Origin of the sequence: Streptomyces sp. NPDC032161 (genome assembly GCF_040636995.1) — a bacterium.
Classification (GTDB): Bacteria; Actinomycetota; Actinomycetes; order Streptomycetales; family Streptomycetaceae; genus Streptomyces.
In genome coordinates this window covers 1-17549 of sequence record NZ_JBEZVN010000019.1, presented here as the reverse complement: position 1 = coordinate 17549, position 17549 = coordinate 1, and the positions used below count along the sequence as shown (strand labels likewise).

The following is a 17549-nucleotide window of genomic DNA, read 5'->3' as shown; positions in this document are numbered from 1 at the left end:
TGCGAGCGGCCCTCGTCGTCTCCACACACCCGTACGGCAGGATGTGCGGCATGCCAAGCGCAGAAGACACGAGCGTGGACCAGGAACGGCCCGTCGTACGGCCCACGCACCAGGACGAGATCGCAGCGGCAGGCAGCGAGCTGATCGGCGGACGGTCGGGGCGCTGGGCACGGCTCGGCAGCACGACGCCCACGCCCGTGGGCATCGTGGCGCTCGTGGCTCTGGGCATGTTCGCGCTGGGCATGGTGCAGAAGCTGCCCTGCTACAACTGGGCATGGTTCAGGGGCACCGGATCGCAGTACACGCACGCCTGCTACTCGGACATTCCGCATCTCTTCGTCGCACGGGGCTTCTCCGACGGGCTCGTGCCGTACTTCGACCGGCTGTCCGGCGACATGCAGTACCTGGAGTACCCCGTACTGACGGGCGTGTTCATGCAGGTCGCGTCCTGGCTGACGCCGGGCGGATCCCTCCAGTACCGCGAGCAGGCGTACTGGATGGTCAACGCAGGCATGCTGATGGTCTGCGCCGCGATCATCGCCGTCTGTGTGGCCCGTACGCACCGGCACCGCCCCTGGGACGGGCTGCTGGTCGCCCTCGCGCCGGCCTTCGCGCTCACCGCGACGATCAACTGGGACCTGCTGGCCGTGGCGCTGACGGCCGCGGCGATGCTCATGTGGTCCCGGGGCCGGGCACTGGCATTCGGGGTCCTCATCGGGCTCGCCACGGCCGCCAAGCTCTACCCCGTGCTGCTGCTGGGGCCGGTCTTCGTGCTGTGCTGGCGGGCGGGCAAGTGGCGCGAGTTCGCCACGGCGACGCTCGGGGCGGCGGGCTCCTGGCTGGTGGTCAATCTGCCGGTGATGCTCCTCGCTCCCGAGGGATGGAAGAAGTTCTACGTGTTCAGCGAGGAACGGGGCATCGACTTCGGCTCGTTCTGGCTGATCATCACCCAGCGCACCGGCAGGCCGATCGAGGTCACGACCGTCAACACCGTGTCGACCCTGCTGACGCTCGTACTGTGCGCGGCGATCGGCGCACTGACCCTGGCGGCTCCGCGCAGGCCGCGCTTCGCTCAGCTCGCCTTCCTCGTCGTCGCCGTTTTCATCCTGGTCAACAAGGTGTACTCGCCGCAGTACGTGCTGTGGCTCATCCCGCTGGCCGCCCTGGCCAGGCCCCGCTGGCGCGACTTCCTCATCTGGCAGGCGTGCGAGGTCATGTACTTCCTGGGCATCTGGATGTACCTCGCGTACACGACGAGCGGCGACAAGCACCAGGGGCTCCCCACGGAGGGGTACCAGCTGGCGATCCTCCTGCACCTGCTGGGCACGCTCTACCTCTGCGCCGTCGTCGTACGGGACGTTCTCAGGCCGGAGCGGGATGTCGTACGGCGCGACGGATCGGACGATCCGTCCGGCGGGGTGCTCGACGGGGCCGGGGACGCTTTCGTGCTGGGACGCGCCGCGCGTCCACCGCGCCAGGCCGTCGCCGCCGTCGCGGGGCCCTGGACCGAGCGGGACGCTCAGCGGGGACCGGCCGCGGACTGAGACGGGACGAGGGTCTTCCAGCGACGTACCGGAAGACCCTCGGTGTCCTCTCCGCCCTCTCCGCGCCCAGGGGCGTCGCCTTCGCGGCCGACGTCCTACCGGCCGGAGGGCAGGGCCCCGGACGTCGGCGGTCGCCCTCGGCCGGGCGTCAGTGGTCGACGAGCCGGTCGAACTGGGTGGTCGTGTGGCGCAGGTGGGCCACCAGCTCGTCGCCGACCTTCGGCTCCTGGGCGTCGGCGGGCACGAACAGGATCGACACCTGCATGTGCGGCGGTTCGGCGAACCAGCGCTGCTTGCCCGCCCAGACGAACGGGGACAGGTTGCGGTTGACCGTGGCCAGACCCGCGCGGGCGACCCCCTTGGCCCGCGGCATCACGCCGTGCAGGGCCTTCGGGGCCTCCAGGCCCACGCCGTGCGACGTACCGCCCGCGACGACCACCAGCCAGCCGTCCGACGCGGCCTTCTGCTGGCGGTAGCCGAAGCGGTCGCCCTTGACGACGGGGGTGACGTCCAGGACGGCGCCCCGGTACTGCGTCGCCTCGTGGTCGCCGAGCCACAGCCGGGTACCGATGCGGGCGCGGAAGCGGGTCTGCGGGAACTGCTGCTGGAGCCGGCCCAGCTCCTCGGCGCGCAGATGACTGACGAACATGGTGTGCAGGGGCAGCCGCGCCGCGCGCAGCCGGTCCATCCAGGCGATGACCTCCTCGACCGCGTCCGAGCCGTCCGTGCGGTCGAGCGGCAGATGCAGGGCGAAGCCTTCGAGGCGTACGTCCTCGATCGCGGCGTGCAGATGCCCGAGCTCCTCCTCCTTGACGCCGTGGCGCTTCATCGAGCTCATGCACTCGATGACCACCCGCGCGCCCACCAGGGCGTGCACACCGTCCACGGAGGAGACGGAGCGGACGACCCGGTCGGGAAGCGGCACCGGCTCCTCGCCACGGCGGAACGGTGTCAGGACGAGCAGATCGCCGCTGAACCAGTCCTTGATGCGCGCCGCCTCGTAGGTGGTGCCGACGGCGAGCATGTCGGAGCCGAAGCGGATCGCCTCCTCGGCGAGCCGCTCGTGACCGAAGCCGTATCCGTTGCCCTTGCAGACCGGGACGATGCCGGGGAACTGGTCGAGGACGGATTTCTGGTGCGCCCGCCAGCGCGCGGTGTCGACGTACAGGGAGAGCGCCATGGCCGGTCCGGAACCTTTCTGGTGGCTGCGGGGTGTCGAGAGGTGTACGGGGGTGTCGCCGTGCCGGCCGCGGAACTCTCCGGATCCGTCGGAGGGGCCGCCGCGGTTCGTGCCGGTGCGACGCCCCCATTGAAACGAATGAAGCCGGTTCCGTCAGCGGGACGACGCGGATCAGCGGCGCGACATGTAGATGTCGAGAGCCTTGTGGAGCAGCTTGTTCAGCGGAAAGTCCCACTCACCGAGGTACTCGGCGGCCTGACCGCCGGTGCCCACCTTGAACTGGATCAGACCGAAGAGGTGGTCGGTCTCGTCCAGCGAGTCGGAGATGCCGCGCAGGTCGTAGACCGTTGCCCCCATGGCGTACGCGTCGCGAAGCATCCGCCACTGCATCGCGTTCGAGGGCCGGACCTCCCGCTTGTGGTTGGCGGACGCGCCGTAGGAGTACCAGACGTGCCCGCCGACGATCAGCATGGTCGCGGCGGCGACGTTCTCGCCCTCGTGCCGGGCGAAGTAGAGCCGCATGCGGTTGGGGTCCTCGGTGTTGAGGACCGTCCACATGCGCTGGAAGTAGCTCAGCGGACGAGGACGGAAACGGTCGCGCTCCGCCGTGATCTCGTACAGTCGCTGCCACTCGTCGAGTTCCGCGTAACCGCCCTGGACGACCTCGACGCCGGCCTTCTCGGCCTTCTTGATGTTGCGTCGCCACAGCTGGTTGAAGCCCTTGTGGACGTCTTCGAGGGACCGGTTCGCCAGGGGCACCTGGAAGACGTAGCGGGGCTGCACGTCGCCGAACCCGGCGCCGCCGTCCTCGCCCTGCTGCCAGCCCATCTTCCGCAGCCGGTCGGCGACTTCGAAGGCGCGTGGCTCGATGTGGGTGGCCTCGATGTCGCGCAGCCGCTTCACGTCCGGGTCCTGGATGCCCGCCTTGATGGCGGCCGCGTCCCAGCGGCGGATGACGACCGGCGGGCCCATCTTCACGGAGAAGGCGCCCTGTTGCTTGAGGTGCGCCAGCATCGGCTGGAGCCAGTCGTCCAGGTTCGGGGCGTACCAGTTGATGACCGGGCCCTCGGGCAGGTAGGCGAGGTAGCGCTTGATCTTGGGGAGCTGACGGTAGAGCACCAGGCCGACGCCGACGAGCTGTCCGTCCCGGTCGAACCAGCCCAGGCTCTCCGAACGCCACTCGGACTTCACATCTGCCCACGCCGGGACCTGCATGTGACTCGCAGCAGGCAGATTCTGGATGTATGCCAGATGCTGCTCTCGGCTGATGGTCCTCAGGGTCAGGCTCATGCGGGGCGCTCCTCGGCAGGTGTGTCCCCATCGGTCAGGGGCTCCGGCTCTCGCGCCGAAAGCCTACTGCGACGGGGGAGCGCCCCGTTTGGCCGCATGCGACCTGGCCGGTCCGTACCCGTGGGCGGGGCTCGTCCGAGCCCCTTCCCGGTACGGACCGGCCAGGTCCTGGTACCGCGTTCCGTGTCTTCGTGCCGGACCTGTGGTGCGCCCGGCGTGTGCTTCCGTCATGCCGTCCACGACGGCTCCGGTGCTGTCCCGTCGTGGACGCGGTCCCGTGGCGCCGTCGGTGCGGTCAGCCCACCACGCCGCCGAAGAGGCCGCCGTGTGCCATGCCCAGGAAGAATCCGATGGCGGATGCGCCCAGGCCGATGATCAGCGGGAACCTCTCGCGTGTGGTCACCGAGATGTACTGCCCGTACGCGGCGGTGAGGATCCCGAAGAGTCCCGCCCACGAGCTGATCAGATGCAGGTTGTGGAACATCGCCGTCACGAAGGCGAGCGCACCGAGGACCAGGGTCACCACCACCAGGGTCTCCTGGAGCGGATGGGGCCTGCCGTCCGTGGCGAGAAGGGAGACGGGAGGACGGGGTCGTATTGCCTGTGCCATGGAGGACCTCCTGGCCGAAAGGCGGTGCATTGTGGCACCGCTCACACCCGATGTGTACAGATTGCGTCTCCTGAGCCACGGATTTCAACCGGAAGCCGGTGTGCGGGTACTCTGTACGGTCTGCACCGGTGTCTGCCCAGGTAGGCACGTCAGTCCCCGTTCGACGGAGGATGTGGCGGCCGTCCCGCGCGGAGGCACCGATGCCACGCATCACGACCCTCCTGCCACGGAACGACCGTGGCCGCCGAGTCCAAAGGAGGTGGGTTCCACATGCGTCACTACGAGGTGATGGTCATCCTCGACCCCGATCTCGAGGAGCGCGCTGTCTCCCCGCTGATCGAGAACTTCCTCTCCGTCGTCCGTGAGGGCAACGGAAAGGTCGAGAAGGTCGACACCTGGGGCCGTCGTCGTCTCGCTTACGAGATCAAGAAGAAGCCCGAGGGCATCTACTCGGTCATCGACCTGCAGGCCGAGCCTGCGGTCGTCAAGGAGCTCGACCGCCAGATGAACCTGAACGAGTCGGTCCTCCGGACCAAGGTCCTCCGTCCCGAGATCCACTGAGCATTCCGCTCAGCGGTCATCGGGTTCGAGTAGCAGCAAGCAGCCAGAAGCAATCCCGCCGAGAGGTTCACCCATGGCAGGCGAGACCGTCATCACGGTCGTCGGCAATCTCGTCGACGACCCCGAGCTGCGCTTCACCCCGTCCGGTGCGGCGGTCGCGAAGTTCCGCGTCGCGTCCACTCCCCGCATCTTCGACCGGCAGACCAACGAGTGGAAGGACGGCGAAGGCCTGTTCCTCACCTGCTCGGTCTGGCGGCAGGCGGCGGAGAACGTCGCCGAGTCGCTCCAGCGAGGCATGCGCGTCGTCGTGCAGGGCCGGCTGAAGCAGCGGTCGTACGAGGACCGCGAGGGCATCAAGCGCACGGTCTACGAGCTGGACGTCGAGGAAGTCGGCCCCAGCCTCAAGAACGCCACGGCCAAGGTCACCAAGACCACCGGCCGCGGTGGCCAGGGTGGGTACGGCGGCGGCCAGCAGGGCGGCGGCAACTGGGGCGGCGGTCCCGGTGGCGGTGGCCAGCAGGGTGGCGGCGGCGCTCCCGCCGACGACCCGTGGGCCACGAGCGGTCCGTCCGGCGGCCAGCAGGGCGGCGGAGGCGGCTGGGGCGGAAGCTCCGGCGGCTCCGGCGGCTCTGGTGGCGGCTACTCGGACGAGCCTCCCTTCTAGGGCGGCTCGACCCCCACTTCTTGATCACACAGGAGAAACATCATGGCGAAGCCGCCTGTGCGCAAGCCTAAGAAGAAGGTCTGCGCGTTCTGCAAGGACAAGACCCAGTACGTGGACTACAAGGACACGAACATGCTGCGGAAGTTCATTTCCGACCGCGGCAAGATCCGTGCCCGCCGCGTGACCGGCAACTGCACGCAGCACCAGCGTGACGTCGCCACGGCCGTGAAGAACAGCCGTGAGATGGCGCTGCTGCCCTACACGTCCACCGCGCGATAAGGAAAGGGTGACCGACTCATGAAGATCATCCTGACCCACGAGGTCTCCGGCCTCGGCGCCGCCGGTGACGTCGTCGACGTCAAGGACGGGTACGCCCGCAACTACCTGGTCCCGCGTGGCTTCGCCATCCGCTGGACCAAGGGTGGCGAGAAGGACGTGGCGCAGATCCGCCGCGCCCGCAAGATCCACGAGATCGCCACGATCGAGCAGGCCAACGAGGTCAAGGCGAAGCTGGAGGCCGTGAAGGTCCGTCTGGCCGTTCGTTCCGGCGACGCCGGCCGCCTCTTCGGCTCCGTGACCCCGGCCGACATCGCCTCGGCGATCAAGGCTGCCGGTGGCCCCGACGTCGACAAGCGTCGCGTCGAGCTCGGTTCGCCGATCAAGACGCTGGGCGGGCACCAGGTGTCCGTGCGTCTGCACCCCGAGGTTGCTGCGCAGCTCGGTATCGAGGTTGTCGCCGCCTAAGGGCACCGCTCATCAGAGCAGAGTGAAGGGCCGAACCCCACGGGTTCGGCCCTTCACTCTGCTCGAGTCCACGTCATGCGTGGCGGGTCCCGCATGATGCATCTGGGTCCGGCGCCCGGTGCGGAGCCGGTGAGTGAAGTCCCGGTGTGCGCAGTGCGGCACCGTTTCACGTGAAACACGACGTTTCACGTGAAACATGGCACCGATGGTGGCTCAACGCGTGGCGCCCGTCACCAGCCACTTGCCGGACCGGGTGCGCAGCCAGAGCGTTGCCATGCGGACGGCCATCATCAGCGTCATCGCCCACCACAGCGCGGTCAGCCCACCGCCGAGTGCTGGTACCAGCAGGGCCGCCGGAGCGAAGGCGGCCAGTGTGACGATCATTGCCCAGGCGAGATAGGGTCCGTCCCCGGCCCCCATCAGCACGCCGTCCAGGACGAAGACCACGCCCGCGATCGGCTGGGACAGAGCCACCACCAGCAGTGCCGGGAACAGGGTTTCCTGGACGGCCTGGTCACCGGTGAACAGGGGCACGAACAGGGGTCGCGCGAGGATGATCAGCACTCCGAGCACGATTCCGGAAACGATGCCCCACTGCACCATCCTGCGGCAGGCTTGGCGTGCGCCTTCGGAGTCACCGGCTCCCAGGTACCGACCGATGATGGCCTGCCCCGCTATGGCGATGGCGTCGAGCGCGAAAGCCATCAGGCTCCAGAGTGAAAGGACGACCTGGTGTGCGGCGATCTCGGTGTCGCCGAGGCGTGCGGCGACGGCCGTGGCGATCATCAATACGGCCCGGAGCGACAGCGTGCGGACCAGGAGCGGCACGCCCGCCTGGGCGCTGGCTCTGATTCCCGCAGCGTCGGGGCGCAGCGAAGCACCGTACCGTCGTGCCCCACGTACCACCACGACCAGATAGGCCGCGGCCATGGAAAGCTGCGCGATGACGGTTCCCCAGGCCGACCCGGCGATGCCGAGCCCGGCCCCGTAGACAAGCCCCGCATTGAGGACCGCGTTGGCCGTGAAACCGCCGATGGCGACGTAGAGCGGGGTCCGGGTGTCCTGCAGGCCACGCAGAACGCCGGTCGCGGCCATCACCACGAGCATGGCCGGGATGCCGAGGCTGGAGATCCGCAGATAGGTGATGGCGTAGGGGGCTGCGGTATCGGATGCTCCGAGGGCGTCCACGATCAAGGGCGCCGCAGGGAGTGCGACGCCGATGACGCATATGCCGAGCAGGAGGGCCAGCCAGATGCCGTCCATGCCCTGTTGGATCGCGGAGGCCCGATCGCCCGCTCCGACCCTTCGTGCCACGGCGGCCGTGGTGGCGTACGCGAGGAAGACGAAGATGCTGACGGCGGTGGTCAGCAGGGCTGCCGCGACGGCCAGACCGGCCAGCTGTGCCGTGCCGAGATGGCCGACGATGGCACTGTCGACCATCACGAAGAGCGGTTCGGCGACGAGCGCGCCGAAGGCCGGAATGGCGAGAGAGATGATCTCGCGGTCGTGTCGTCGATGGATGGTCGTGGGCGGTGCCGGGGCCTGGGTCATGGGGGTCAATCTAATCTTCCACAGGTAATGGATGCAATCGAGGAAGGGTCCTTACCTTTGTTGTGGCTCGGCGTTCTTTCGTGTGCGGTTGGGCGCGATCTTGCGCGGAGCGGAAAAGTTTTTCTCCCCCACAGCCGGTGGATGGAAAAAGTCCAGGTCAGAGCGCCGATGCGGGGGGGCGCTATGAATTTGTCCACAGTGCTGTCCCCTGCTCCGTGCACAGGTTCTGCGGAGTTCTCCACAGCATCTGGTCTGTCGTCCACATGCCCTGTGGATAACCAGATTGGCTGACGGTGCCGAGCGGCCTACCGTGGTCCGGCGCCCGCACCCTGTTCCGGCCCTGAAGCCCTGTAGAACTCGACGCGCCGGAACCGGAGTCGGGCGTCTTGTTTGTCGGTGCCGTGTCGTAAGAAAGAGTGGCACGGCGAGGTCCGCGGAGCGGACGGGAGGAGGTGGCCCGGTGAGCATTCCCGAGCCTTTGGACTGGGCCGACACCGGTCCCGGCGACCGTCTGCCCGTATCCCGCCAGCGCCGCGGCGGGGGCCGTGACCGCGCCGACCGGCGCGAGGACGGCATGGGCGACGACGGCTGGGAGGGGAGCTCTCCCGGCTTCGAGCGGGTGCCGCCCCAGGACCTTGACGCGGAGCAGTCGGTGCTGGGCGGCATGCTGCTGTCGAAGGACGCCATCGCCGACGTCGTGGAGATCATCAAGGGGCACGACTTCTACCGTCCCGCCCACGAGACCGTCTACCAGGCGATCCTGGACCTCTACGCCAAGGGCGAGCCGGCCGACCCGATCACTGTGGCGGCCGAACTGGTCAAGCGCGGCGAGATCACCAAGGTGGGCGGAGCGCCGTATCTGCACACGCTCGTCCAGTCCGTGCCGACCGCGGCCAACGCCTCGTACTACGCGGAGATCGTCCACGAGCGGGCCGTCCTGCGGCGGCTCGTCGAGGCCGGTACGAAGATCACGCAGATGGGATACGCGGCCGACGGTGACGTCGACGACATCGTGAACTCGGCCCAGGCCGAGATCTATGCCGTCACGGAGCAGCGCACCAGCGAGGACTACCTGCCGCTCGGCGACATCATGGAGGGCGCTCTCGACGAGATCGAGGCGATCGGTTCGCGCAGCGGCGAGATGACCGGCGTGCCGACCGGCTTCACCGACCTCGACGCCCTGACGAACGGCCTGCACCCGGGCCAGATGATCGTCATCGCCGCCCGTCCCGCGATGGGTAAGTCGACCCTGGCCCTGGACTTCGCGCGGGCCTGTTCGATCAAGAGCAACATGCCCAGTGTGATCTTCTCGCTCGAAATGGGGCGCAATGAGATCGCGATGCGACTGCTTTCGGCCGAGGCGAGGGTGGCACTGCATCACATGCGTTCGGGCACCATGACCGACGACGACTGGACGCGGCTGGCGCGGCGGATGCCGGACGTGTCGGCCGCCCCTCTCTACATCGACGACTCCCCGAACCTCTCGATGATGGAGATCCGCGCGAAGTGCCGTCGTCTGAAGCAGCGCAACGATCTCAAGCTCGTGGTCATCGACTACCTGCAGCTCATGCAGTCCGGTGGTTCGAAACGCGCCGAGAGCCGACAGCAGGAGGTCTCGGACATGTCCCGTAACCTCAAGCTGCTGGCGAAGGAGCTGCAGATCCCCGTCATCGCGCTCTCGCAGCTCAACCGAGGTCCCGAACAGCGCACCGACAAGAAGCCGATGGTGTCCGACCTGCGTGAATCGGGATCCATCGAGCAGGACGCCGACATGGTGATCCTCCTCCACCGCGAGGACGCGTACGAGAAGGAGTCCCCCCGCGCGGGCGAGGCCGACCTGATCGTGGCCAAGCACCGCAACGGGCCCACGGCGACGATCACCGTGGCCTTCCAGGGACATTACTCGCGGTTCGTGGACATGGCTCAGACCTGATCCTTCCGTGTAGGTTCTCAAATTCCGTGTCATTTTCTCAGTCGCAATGTCATCTGATTGGCCGAACTGACATGGGATTGAGAATCGCTGGCCACTGCCTTCACTCGTTCGGCTGACCTTGCCTTAGGTCCGGCGTGGGAGCCTCGCACGGATGCGAACGTAGCGCTCGCGGAGGAGGCGGCCGACGATCCGGGGGTGACGCATGGCGGCAGGGCTGAGAGCGGCATCGATCACCGTGAGCCTGCGGGGCCCGGATGGCAGCCAGGTTGAGAACCGGGAGTGGAGCGCGTCCTCGATCGACCTGCTTGCGGCGGCGTCACCCTGGCGAACCTTTCGCTGGTACAGGGGCCAGCGGCACTACTCGGGCACCTACTGGTCCGCCACGATGCGCGACCACGTGATCTACGAGTCGCGCCTCGAACTGGCGAGGCTCCTCTTCGCTGATTTCGATCCGTCCGTACGGCGTGTCGTGGCCCAGCCATTTCTGCTCAAGGCCGAGGTGGACGGGGCTGTGCGCAAGCACATCCCGGACTACCTCCTCGTCACCGACGAGGGGCCCGTGGTCGTGGATGTGAAGCCACTGCACCGGTTGTCGAAGCCGGAGGTGGCCTTCACTTTCGGCTGGACCCGTGAGGCGGTGGAGGCCCGCGGGTGGAAGTACGAGGTCTGGAGCGAGCCACCCACGGCTGAGCTGGAGAACGTCCGCTTCTTGTCGGGCTACCGCAGAGACTGGCTGTTCGACCGTGGGCTCGTCGACGAGCTCCGTGGGGCTGATCTCAACGGAGTCTCTCTGCGGCGTGCGGCGGCCAGCTTGCCCGGTCGCCCGGAGGAGCAAGTCCGATCTGCGGTCTATCACTTGCTGTGGACGCACGAGTTCACGGTGGACCTCGACCGGCCGTTCAGCCCGGCGCACTTGCTCAGGAGAACGGCGTGACCAGGGCCGGAGCGCGGGTCGGCGTCGGTACACACTTCCGCTACGACGGGGAGACCGTCGAGGTGGTCGAGATGGCCGCCACCACGGCCGGCAACGAGGTCGTCCTCAAGGACCGCCACGGCAGGCTCCTGCGTCTGTCATTGCGGGAACTGCTCTTCTCCGACCGGGCCACTCTTATCCCCGAGGGGCCTGGACCGTCCTCGGACGACGCCGAGGAGATTGCCTCGGTGGTACTGGGGCAGTTGGACGAGAAGGACAGACAGCAGATCCTGGAGCGGGCCGAGCACATTCGGGAACTCCTCACGGGATATCGGTCCGGCAGCACCGAACTTGCGCGTGAAGGCGAACCGCGAGCTCCGTACGCGCCGACGCTGTCGCTGGACGCCCGCTATGCGGCGAAAGCTGCGGAACTCGGAGTCACTGATCGCACTATTCGACGGTGGGTCGCCGACTACCGCCGACACGGTGAGGCCGGCCTGGTCCAGCGGACAAGTCCCCAGGCACGGTCCTTCGGCAGGGCCGATGACCGATGGGTGGAGACCGCGCTGGAAGTCATGGTCGAGCACACCGGAGAGTCGAAGCCATCACGCAAGATGGTCATAGATCGGACTCAGGCCCGGGTGATCGCGCGGTTCGGTCCTGAAGTCGTACCCCAGCCCAGCCCAGCCAAGCCACGGCCTACCGGGTGCTCACAGAGCTGGAGCGGCGACACCCGCTGTTCCGGCTGAGTACGAAGCGCAACCGGGATATCGCCGATCGGCCGGAGGGTCCGTACGGCAAGCTGCGGCCGACGCGGCCGGGCGAGTACCTGCTGATGGACTCCACCCGCCTGGACGTCTTCGCGTTCGACCCGCTGACCCTGAAGTGGGTGCAGGCCGAGCTGAGTGTCGGGATGGACTGGTACACCCGCTGCATCACGGGGATCCGGCTCACGCCGGTCTCGACGAAGGCGGTGGATGTCAGCGCAGTGCTGTTCCAGTCATTTCGGCCGCGGCCTGCGGGGCGGGACTGGCCGCGGCACGCGGTCTGGCCCGAGCACGGCATCCCCCGCACCGTCCTGGTCGACGTCAAGGGCGCCACCGGGCCGGGGCTGGCCTCGCCGCCTTTGGTTCCCGAGACGCTGGTCGTCGACCACGGCAAGGTCTATGTCTCGGAGCACCTGACCAGTGTCTGCCGACGGATGGGCATCTCCATCCAGCCGGCCCGGCTGCGGACGGGCCGCGATAAGGGGCCGGTCGAGCGCTACTTCCGGACTTTGCGGGAGGGGCTGCTGCAGGTGCTGCCCGGCTATAAGGGCCCCGACATCCACTCGCGGGGTGAGAGCCCGGAGGACGACGCGTTCTTCTTCCTCGACGAGCTTGAGGCGATCATCCGGGAGTGGACCGCGGCGGTCTATCACTGCAGGCCGCATTCCAGTCTGGTCGATCCGGGTCTGCCGGGTCTGCGGATGTCCCCGGCGAAGATGTTCGAGCACGGCATGGCGCGGGCGGGTTACATCGAAGCGCCCCGCGACCGGGACCTGGCTTACGAGTTCCTGCAGACGAAGTGGCGCACGGTTCAGCACTACGGGGTCGAGATCGGCCGCCGCCGTTACAGCGGCCCCGGCCTGCCCGAGCCGGGAGTCCGTAGCCCCTACGACAGTCCGGTCAAGAACGGCTGGCCTTTCCAGGTGGACCCCGACGACATCACCCGGATCTACTTCCGCGATCCGGCTACTCGGGCCTGGCGCACGCTGGTCTGGGAGCACGCGCCGTCGGCCGAGATGCCGCTGAGCGAGGACGCGTTGACGTTCGCCCGGCAGCTGGCGGCCTCGAAGTATCGCTTTCCTGACGACCGGCTTGCCGTCGCTGATTTGTTGGAGCGGTGGAATCTCGGGCTGGGCACCACGATCGCCGAGCGGCGCATGGCCCTGCGGCTCTCGCGCGAGCAGGCCGCCATCGAGCTTCCGGAGAGTGAGGCGGAGACGGTCGTCTCGCTTCCGTCCGTACGCAAGGCCCTCGGCCAGGACGAGCAGACCGCGGAACTGCGGGAGCCCGACGTGGTGACGGAGACGGGGGATGACGACGAGGCCGATCTGGAGGACCTCGCCGGGGAGGACGACTTCTACGCCGATGCCCTGGAGGACGTGTGAACGACGGCAGCGTTCCGCATCCGGGCAGTCTTGCCTTGTCGCGGAAGGAGGACTTCAAGGCGTTCGCAGAGAGCCCTCGCCGCAGCCGGCCCTGCTGACCCGCAAGCAGCTGAAGTCCCTGCCCACACAGGCGCGGGCGGACTACGACCGTCAGCGCCGGCAGTGGCACGCGAACATCGGCCCGGTCAAGACGCCGCAACTGACAGAGCTCCATGAAGACCTATGGGACATCGTCGACAGCAACGAGCAGGACGGCGACAAGGCCAAGGGGGCGGTGGCCGTCGACGCGTTCCCAGGGCTGGGTAAGACGACCTCGGTGCTTGCCTTCGCCCGCGACTTCCACCAGCGGGAGATCGAAGAGTCAGGAGCCTTCACCAGCCAGGGGCACGAGCGGATCCCGGTCTGCCGGGTCGGGCTGACCGGGAACACCGGAATGAAGGATCTCAACCGGGCCATGCTGGAGTTCTTCGGCCACCCCGGACAGATGCGGGGGACCACCGCCCAGTTCGGGCGGCGGGTGCTGGACTGCGTGCTGTCCTGTGATGTCCGCCTGGTGGTTCTGGACGATCTGCACTTTTTGAAATGGGGACAGAAGAGCGGCATCGAGGTGAGCAACCACCTGAAGTGGATCGCCAACGAGTTTCCGGTGACGTTGCTGATGGTGGGGGTCGAGCTCGCGAAGAAGGGCCTGTTCGGCGAGGGAACGAACGGGCGCGACACCGCTCTGGCCCAGACCGGCCGCCGCACCACCCGCCTCGGGCTTCGTCCGTTCACCATCGATATGGAGGCCGGGCGCCGGGAGTGGCGGCAGATGCTGCTGGCCCTCGAACAGCGAGTCGTGCTCACCGACAAGCATCCCGGCATGCTCGCGGACGACCTGTCGGACTACCTCTTCGCCCGCAGCACCGGACACATCGGCTCGCTGATGACGCTGATCAACCGCAGCTGCCAGCGGGCGGTCCGCACCGGCGCCGAACGTCTTGACCAGGAGCTCATGGACCGGGTGAAGAACGACGAGGCATCCGAGGCCGCCCGCCTCGAACTGCAGGCCGCGCTGGAGAAGAAACGGCTGACCAGCCGCCCGCGGCCCCGGAGCCGGCGACCCGCATGAGAACGCCGGTCCGCACCCTGCCGATCCGGCTGCCTCCACTGCCCGGCGAGGCTCTGGACTCATGGCTGGAGGCGATGGCCAGGCGGATGGACACCGCGCTCGGTGATGTCCTGCTGCACTTCGGCTTCCCGGTCCGGCACCGGGCCGGAAACCAGTTCAGGGGCATCCCGGCAGACTGGACGATCGTCCTCGACGAGCAGCAGACCAATGCCGTCGCGCACGCCACCGGGACGTCCCCGGAGACAGTCGCTGCCCTGACCCTGGCTCATTACGACGGACGGGCCCTCCACCTGAGTGCCGGGGGCCGGGCCGTGTCACGGCACGTCCTTTGGGGCCGCGGAGGGGGATCCCGGTTCTGTCCGGAGTGCCTTCATGCCACTGGTGGGCGATGGCAATTGTCCTGGAGGCTCGGTTTCTCCTTCGCCTGCACCCGGCACCGCAGGCTGCTGGCGGACTGCTGCCCGCACTGCGGGAGGGTGCCGCGGCAGCGGCCCCGTTCCGGCCGGTCCGTCCCCCGGCCTGAACTCTGCGGCAATCCACCGACCCGCCCCACCCGCCCGTTCTCGGCGGGCTGCGGCACCGATCTGACCCGCGCTTCGACGCTCCTCCTGCCTCCTGGCCATCCGGTTCTCACGGCGCAGAACCGAGTGATGGAGATCATCGACGGGGCAGCGGCAGCTTTCGGCCCCTACCGAACCTCTCCCCAGCCGGCCTCGGCGGTGCTGGCCGACATCCGGGCCCTGGGCATACGCGTCCTGAGCGACCTGCCCGCAGCTGTCCTACGAGAACAGATCCCGGCTGACATCGCAGAAGCTCACCTCAGCACCGATGCGGTCTCCCCGCACACCGGACAGGCCATGGAACGTCCGGGGTTCATGGCCCCGCCCCGAGCCGCGGACACGGCCGTCGCGGTCACCATGGCCCTGAGCATCCTGGAGCAACCAGGAATCCACCCGGCCGGCGAGGCCCTGCGGAGCCTGCTGGAAGCAGTACGCGAGGAACTCACGCAGATCTCGGCGACCAGCATCGACAGCTGGGGCAGGGGCATCAGCCCGGTGCTGCAGTCCGTGCACCTGGCGGCCCTCGCCCCTTCCCTCCGCCCCAGCGAATACGTCCGCTACCGCATCATGACCGAGACCCCCCGCCGGCCGACCCGGACCACTCGGGACATCGAGCAGCGAGCCAGGAAGATCCCCACGATGTTCTGGCCGCCTTGGACGATCCGCCTCGCACCACCTGAAGGAATCCATGCGCGGGCTCTGGCTCCCGTTCTCGCCGCCCTGTTGCTGATTCCCGACAGCCGCACATCCCTGGACCAGGCAGCCGGGCTGATCGGTGACGTCATCGACGGCACTGAGGTGTCACGCCTCCTCCAGGAAGTCGACGACCTTCCGCAATGGCCGGACATCGCCACTGCTCTGGACCGGCTCGCGGACTACCTCGGTGCCAACAGCACCCCCATCGACTACGGTCGGCGCCGACTCCTCGACTACACCGGCCTGCTTCCTCATGACCGCTGGCTGGAGATCTGCCGCCACACCGGAACACCACCGGGAACCGGACGGCGCGAACGCATCGCACGCAGCCAGCTCTTCCAACGTCTCAGCGGCCTGCCCGCCGAGTCTGCCCCCGACGACCTGGGCGGGCCCGACAGTGCAGAGTTCCGGGCGACGTCCCTGCGGTTCACCGCGCTTCAGACCCCTGAACTCGCGCACGCCCTCCAGCAGGAAGCCCTCAACTTCCTGGCCTCACACCACATCCACGACGAGCCCATGACCTGGCAGCCGCCCGCCACCCTGCTGGCAGGGCTCTCCCTTCCCGGCCCCGACCCGGCACACGTCGACCTACCCCGCCTGCACCAGCTTGTCCGCGAACGCCAGCACCCTGTTCAGCACGCCGCCCAGGTTCTGGGCACGACCGTCGAGGCCGTCCGACATGTTCTCGACGAACATCCAGCCCCTGCACCCCCGCTGACGAAGAGCACCGCCAGGGCCGCCGGCCGCATCCGGCAGCAGGCCCGGCAAGCCATTCCGGCAGAGCGCTTCACCCGGCTCTACCTTGACGAACACCGGTCCCTCCAGCAGATCGCCACCCTCACCGGCTTCTCCCGCAGAGTGCTGACCGACCTTGCCAAGGAGTACGGCATCCCGCTCCGCGAGGGCCCCAAGGACTACAAGCGCCGCGGCACCGTCGAACGGGCCTGGCTCATCGAGCAGTACGTCCACCGCCGCCGGACCCTGCCAGACCTCGCCCGAGAAGCTGGCATGAGCACCGCGAACATGGCCCGCTGGGCCAAGACCCACAACGTTCCGCTGCGACCACGCGGAGGATCCAGTCACAGCCAGGTACTTCGGGCAATCGACCAGGCCAGCCGAGCACCAAGCATCCTTCGGCCGGCACTCGGCGGCCAGGGGGCCAGCGAACGGTTGAGCCGATTCGCGGCTGCATCTGCCTACCCCAGCCTCGGTGCCGCAGCGAGCGGCCTCGGCCTCAACACGTTCACCCTCGTCGCACAGATCAACCGGATCGAACGAGAACTCGGTGGACCACTCCTGGTCCGGGCGGAACGCGGTAGGCCCATGACGCTCACTCCCCTGGGGAAGAAGGTGCTCAAGGCCATTCGAAAGATGCAGGACAACACGATGCCCTGAGACGCGGCATGATCATTCCGGGTCGGCAATGTGTCGAAACACCCCGTCGAACTCGCCGGATGCCACGAGCCCGGCAATCACGCGCACCATGCTGCCGATGCCGGGATTCCGCACGATCAGCCCGTCCGCGCAGAAGAAGCACTGCCCGGAGACCGCCTCTCCGCTCGCCTCCCAGCTCCGCATGAGCCGATCCACCTCGGCGAGAGTGAAGATCGTGGAACTCCAGCGCGACCCGTCGGCAAGATGAACCTCGGCATCGACGTTGCAGACCTCTTCGATCGCCTCGTCCGGTTCCACGAGGAAGAGCACCTGGAAGCCGGCGGCCCGAACCCGGTAGTAGGGAGCCTCCCAGTCGGCATCAGAAGCCCGACCCTCGGACGCCGGGCCCGCCTGTTGCGGCATCGACGCCGTCACTGAAGCTCCTCACCCGGAGGTATGAAGGCGTCGGCGCTGTCGGCGTCCTCCACATGCCCCTGAGCATCGACTGTGATGGCAGTCGCCCGGCCCTGCGAAGTGATCAACCAGGCCAGCACCTGCTCCGTGAGAGGTGGGGCCTTGACCCGGAATCTTGGACACGGGCTATGCGGGTTGGGCCAGGGTAATTGATGTTGTGTCGAGTGCTGTCTCGTAGGCGATGGGACTGCG

The 17549-nt window shown here is 67.9% G+C and carries 14 protein-coding genes and 1 pseudogene; 10 read left to right on the top strand and 5 right to left on the bottom strand.

Annotation, left to right across the window (positions count from 1 at the left end; all coding sequences use genetic code 11):
- Window positions 1-50 precede the first annotated feature (50 nt).
- Entirely contained in the window at window positions 51-1544 is a 1494-nt protein-coding gene (locus tag AB0E67_RS25495) for a glycosyltransferase 87 family protein (RefSeq protein WP_362030843.1), read from the top strand.
- Window positions 1545-1692: 148 nt separating this feature from the next.
- Here the strand turns inward: AB0E67_RS25495 and AB0E67_RS25490 are convergent, their stop codons facing one another.
- From AB0E67_RS25490 to AB0E67_RS25480, 3 genes are all read right to left on the bottom strand, one after another.
- Complete coding sequence (locus AB0E67_RS25490; protein ID WP_362030841.1) at window positions 1693-2724, bottom strand: alanine racemase; 1032 nt, start codon at window positions 2722-2724, stop codon at window positions 1693-1695.
- A 171-nt stretch (window positions 2725-2895) separates the two neighbouring features.
- On the bottom strand, window positions 2896-4014 hold the full coding sequence (locus AB0E67_RS25485; RefSeq protein ID WP_362030839.1) for a peptidoglycan bridge formation glycyltransferase FemA/FemB family protein: 1119 nt from the start codon (window positions 4012-4014) through the stop codon (window positions 2896-2898).
- A 295-nt stretch (window positions 4015-4309) separates the two neighbouring features.
- The gene (locus AB0E67_RS25480) at window positions 4310-4624 is read right to left on the bottom strand and encodes a hypothetical protein (RefSeq protein ID WP_362030837.1); all 315 of its coding nucleotides are present in this window, start codon (window positions 4622-4624) and stop codon (window positions 4310-4312) included.
- 270 nt (window positions 4625-4894) lie between these two features.
- Here AB0E67_RS25480 and rpsF point away from each other — a divergent pair, with 270 nt between their 5' ends.
- The 4 genes from rpsF (at window position 4895) to rplI (ending at window position 6593) form a co-directional block, all read left to right on the top strand.
- On the top strand, window positions 4895-5185 hold the full coding sequence (gene rpsF, locus AB0E67_RS25475) for a 30S ribosomal protein S6 (protein WP_015609864.1): 291 nt from the start codon (window positions 4895-4897) through the stop codon (window positions 5183-5185).
- 73 nt (window positions 5186-5258) lie between these two features.
- Entirely contained in the window at window positions 5259-5849 is a 591-nt protein-coding gene (locus tag AB0E67_RS25470; protein WP_073790802.1) for a single-stranded DNA-binding protein, read from the top strand.
- A gap of 42 nt (window positions 5850-5891) precedes the next feature.
- Complete coding sequence (gene rpsR, locus AB0E67_RS25465; RefSeq protein WP_003967857.1) at window positions 5892-6128, top strand: 30S ribosomal protein S18; 237 nt, start codon at window positions 5892-5894, stop codon at window positions 6126-6128.
- An 18-nt stretch (window positions 6129-6146) separates the two neighbouring features.
- A complete protein-coding gene (gene rplI / locus AB0E67_RS25460; RefSeq protein WP_073790804.1) occupies window positions 6147-6593 on the top strand; it encodes a 50S ribosomal protein L9 in 447 nt (148 codons plus the stop codon).
- Between the two features lie 213 nt (window positions 6594-6806).
- On the opposite strand, the gene AB0E67_RS25455 is transcribed toward rplI, so the two are convergent.
- A complete protein-coding gene (locus AB0E67_RS25455) occupies window positions 6807-8144 on the bottom strand; it encodes an MATE family efflux transporter (protein ID WP_362030834.1) in 1338 nt (445 codons plus the stop codon).
- Window positions 8145-8610: 466 nt separating this feature from the next.
- On the opposite strand from AB0E67_RS25455, the gene dnaB reads away from it, so the two are divergent.
- From dnaB to AB0E67_RS25430, 5 genes and pseudogenes are all read left to right on the top strand, one after another.
- On the top strand, window positions 8611-10077 hold the full coding sequence (gene dnaB / locus AB0E67_RS25450; protein WP_362030958.1) for a replicative DNA helicase: 1467 nt from the start codon (window positions 8611-8613) through the stop codon (window positions 10075-10077).
- Between the two features lie 202 nt (window positions 10078-10279).
- A complete protein-coding gene (locus AB0E67_RS25445) occupies window positions 10280-11011 on the top strand; it encodes a TnsA-like heteromeric transposase endonuclease subunit (RefSeq protein ID WP_256102491.1) in 732 nt (243 codons plus the stop codon).
- Window positions 11008-13142, top strand: a pseudogene (locus AB0E67_RS25440) (helix-turn-helix domain-containing protein). The gene AB0E67_RS25445 and the pseudogene AB0E67_RS25440 overlap by 4 nt, the downstream one beginning before the upstream one ends.
- Window positions 13123-14253 (top strand): AAA family ATPase, encoded by a 1131-nt coding sequence (locus AB0E67_RS25435; RefSeq protein WP_362030832.1) that lies wholly within the window; start codon window positions 13123-13125, stop codon window positions 14251-14253. The pseudogene AB0E67_RS25440 and the gene AB0E67_RS25435 overlap by 20 nt, the downstream one beginning before the upstream one ends.
- Window positions 14250-16904, top strand: a complete 2655-nt coding sequence (locus AB0E67_RS25430) for a TniQ family protein (protein WP_362030830.1) — start codon at window positions 14250-14252, stop codon at window positions 16902-16904. Before AB0E67_RS25435 ends, AB0E67_RS25430 begins: the two co-directional genes overlap by 4 nt.
- 12 nt (window positions 16905-16916) lie before the next feature.
- Here the strand turns inward: AB0E67_RS25430 and AB0E67_RS25425 are convergent, their stop codons facing one another.
- Window positions 16917-17318, bottom strand: coding sequence for a hypothetical protein (locus AB0E67_RS25425; RefSeq protein WP_362030828.1), 402 nt, complete (start codon window positions 17316-17318; stop codon window positions 16917-16919).
- Window positions 17319-17549 lie beyond the last annotated feature (231 nt).

Excerpts from the sequence above, each read along its gene's own strand:
- AB0E67_RS25495 (WP_362030843.1), top strand. The coding sequence starts at position 51 with ATGCCAAGCGCAGAAGACACGAGCGTGGACCAGGAACGGCCCGTCGTA.
- AB0E67_RS25490 (WP_362030841.1), bottom strand. The coding sequence starts at position 2,724 with ATGGCGCTCTCCCTGTACGTCGACACCGCGCGCTGGCGGGCGCACCAG.
- AB0E67_RS25485 (WP_362030839.1), bottom strand. The coding sequence starts at position 4,014 with ATGAGCCTGACCCTGAGGACCATCAGCCGAGAGCAGCATCTGGCATAC.
- AB0E67_RS25480 (WP_362030837.1), bottom strand. The coding sequence starts at position 4,624 with ATGGCACAGGCAATACGACCCCGTCCTCCCGTCTCCCTTCTCGCCACG.
- rpsF (WP_015609864.1), top strand. The coding sequence starts at position 4,895 with ATGCGTCACTACGAGGTGATGGTCATCCTCGACCCCGATCTCGAGGAG.
- AB0E67_RS25470 (WP_073790802.1), top strand. The coding sequence starts at position 5,259 with ATGGCAGGCGAGACCGTCATCACGGTCGTCGGCAATCTCGTCGACGAC.
- rpsR (WP_003967857.1), top strand. The coding sequence starts at position 5,892 with ATGGCGAAGCCGCCTGTGCGCAAGCCTAAGAAGAAGGTCTGCGCGTTC.
- rplI (WP_073790804.1), top strand. The coding sequence starts at position 6,147 with ATGAAGATCATCCTGACCCACGAGGTCTCCGGCCTCGGCGCCGCCGGT.
- AB0E67_RS25455 (WP_362030834.1), bottom strand. The coding sequence starts at position 8,144 with ATGACCCAGGCCCCGGCACCGCCCACGACCATCCATCGACGACACGAC.
- AB0E67_RS25445 (WP_256102491.1), top strand. The coding sequence starts at position 10,280 with ATGGCGGCAGGGCTGAGAGCGGCATCGATCACCGTGAGCCTGCGGGGC.
- AB0E67_RS25435 (WP_362030832.1), top strand. The coding sequence starts at position 13,123 with ATGCCCTGGAGGACGTGTGAACGACGGCAGCGTTCCGCATCCGGGCAG.
- AB0E67_RS25430 (WP_362030830.1), top strand. The coding sequence starts at position 14,250 with ATGAGAACGCCGGTCCGCACCCTGCCGATCCGGCTGCCTCCACTGCCC.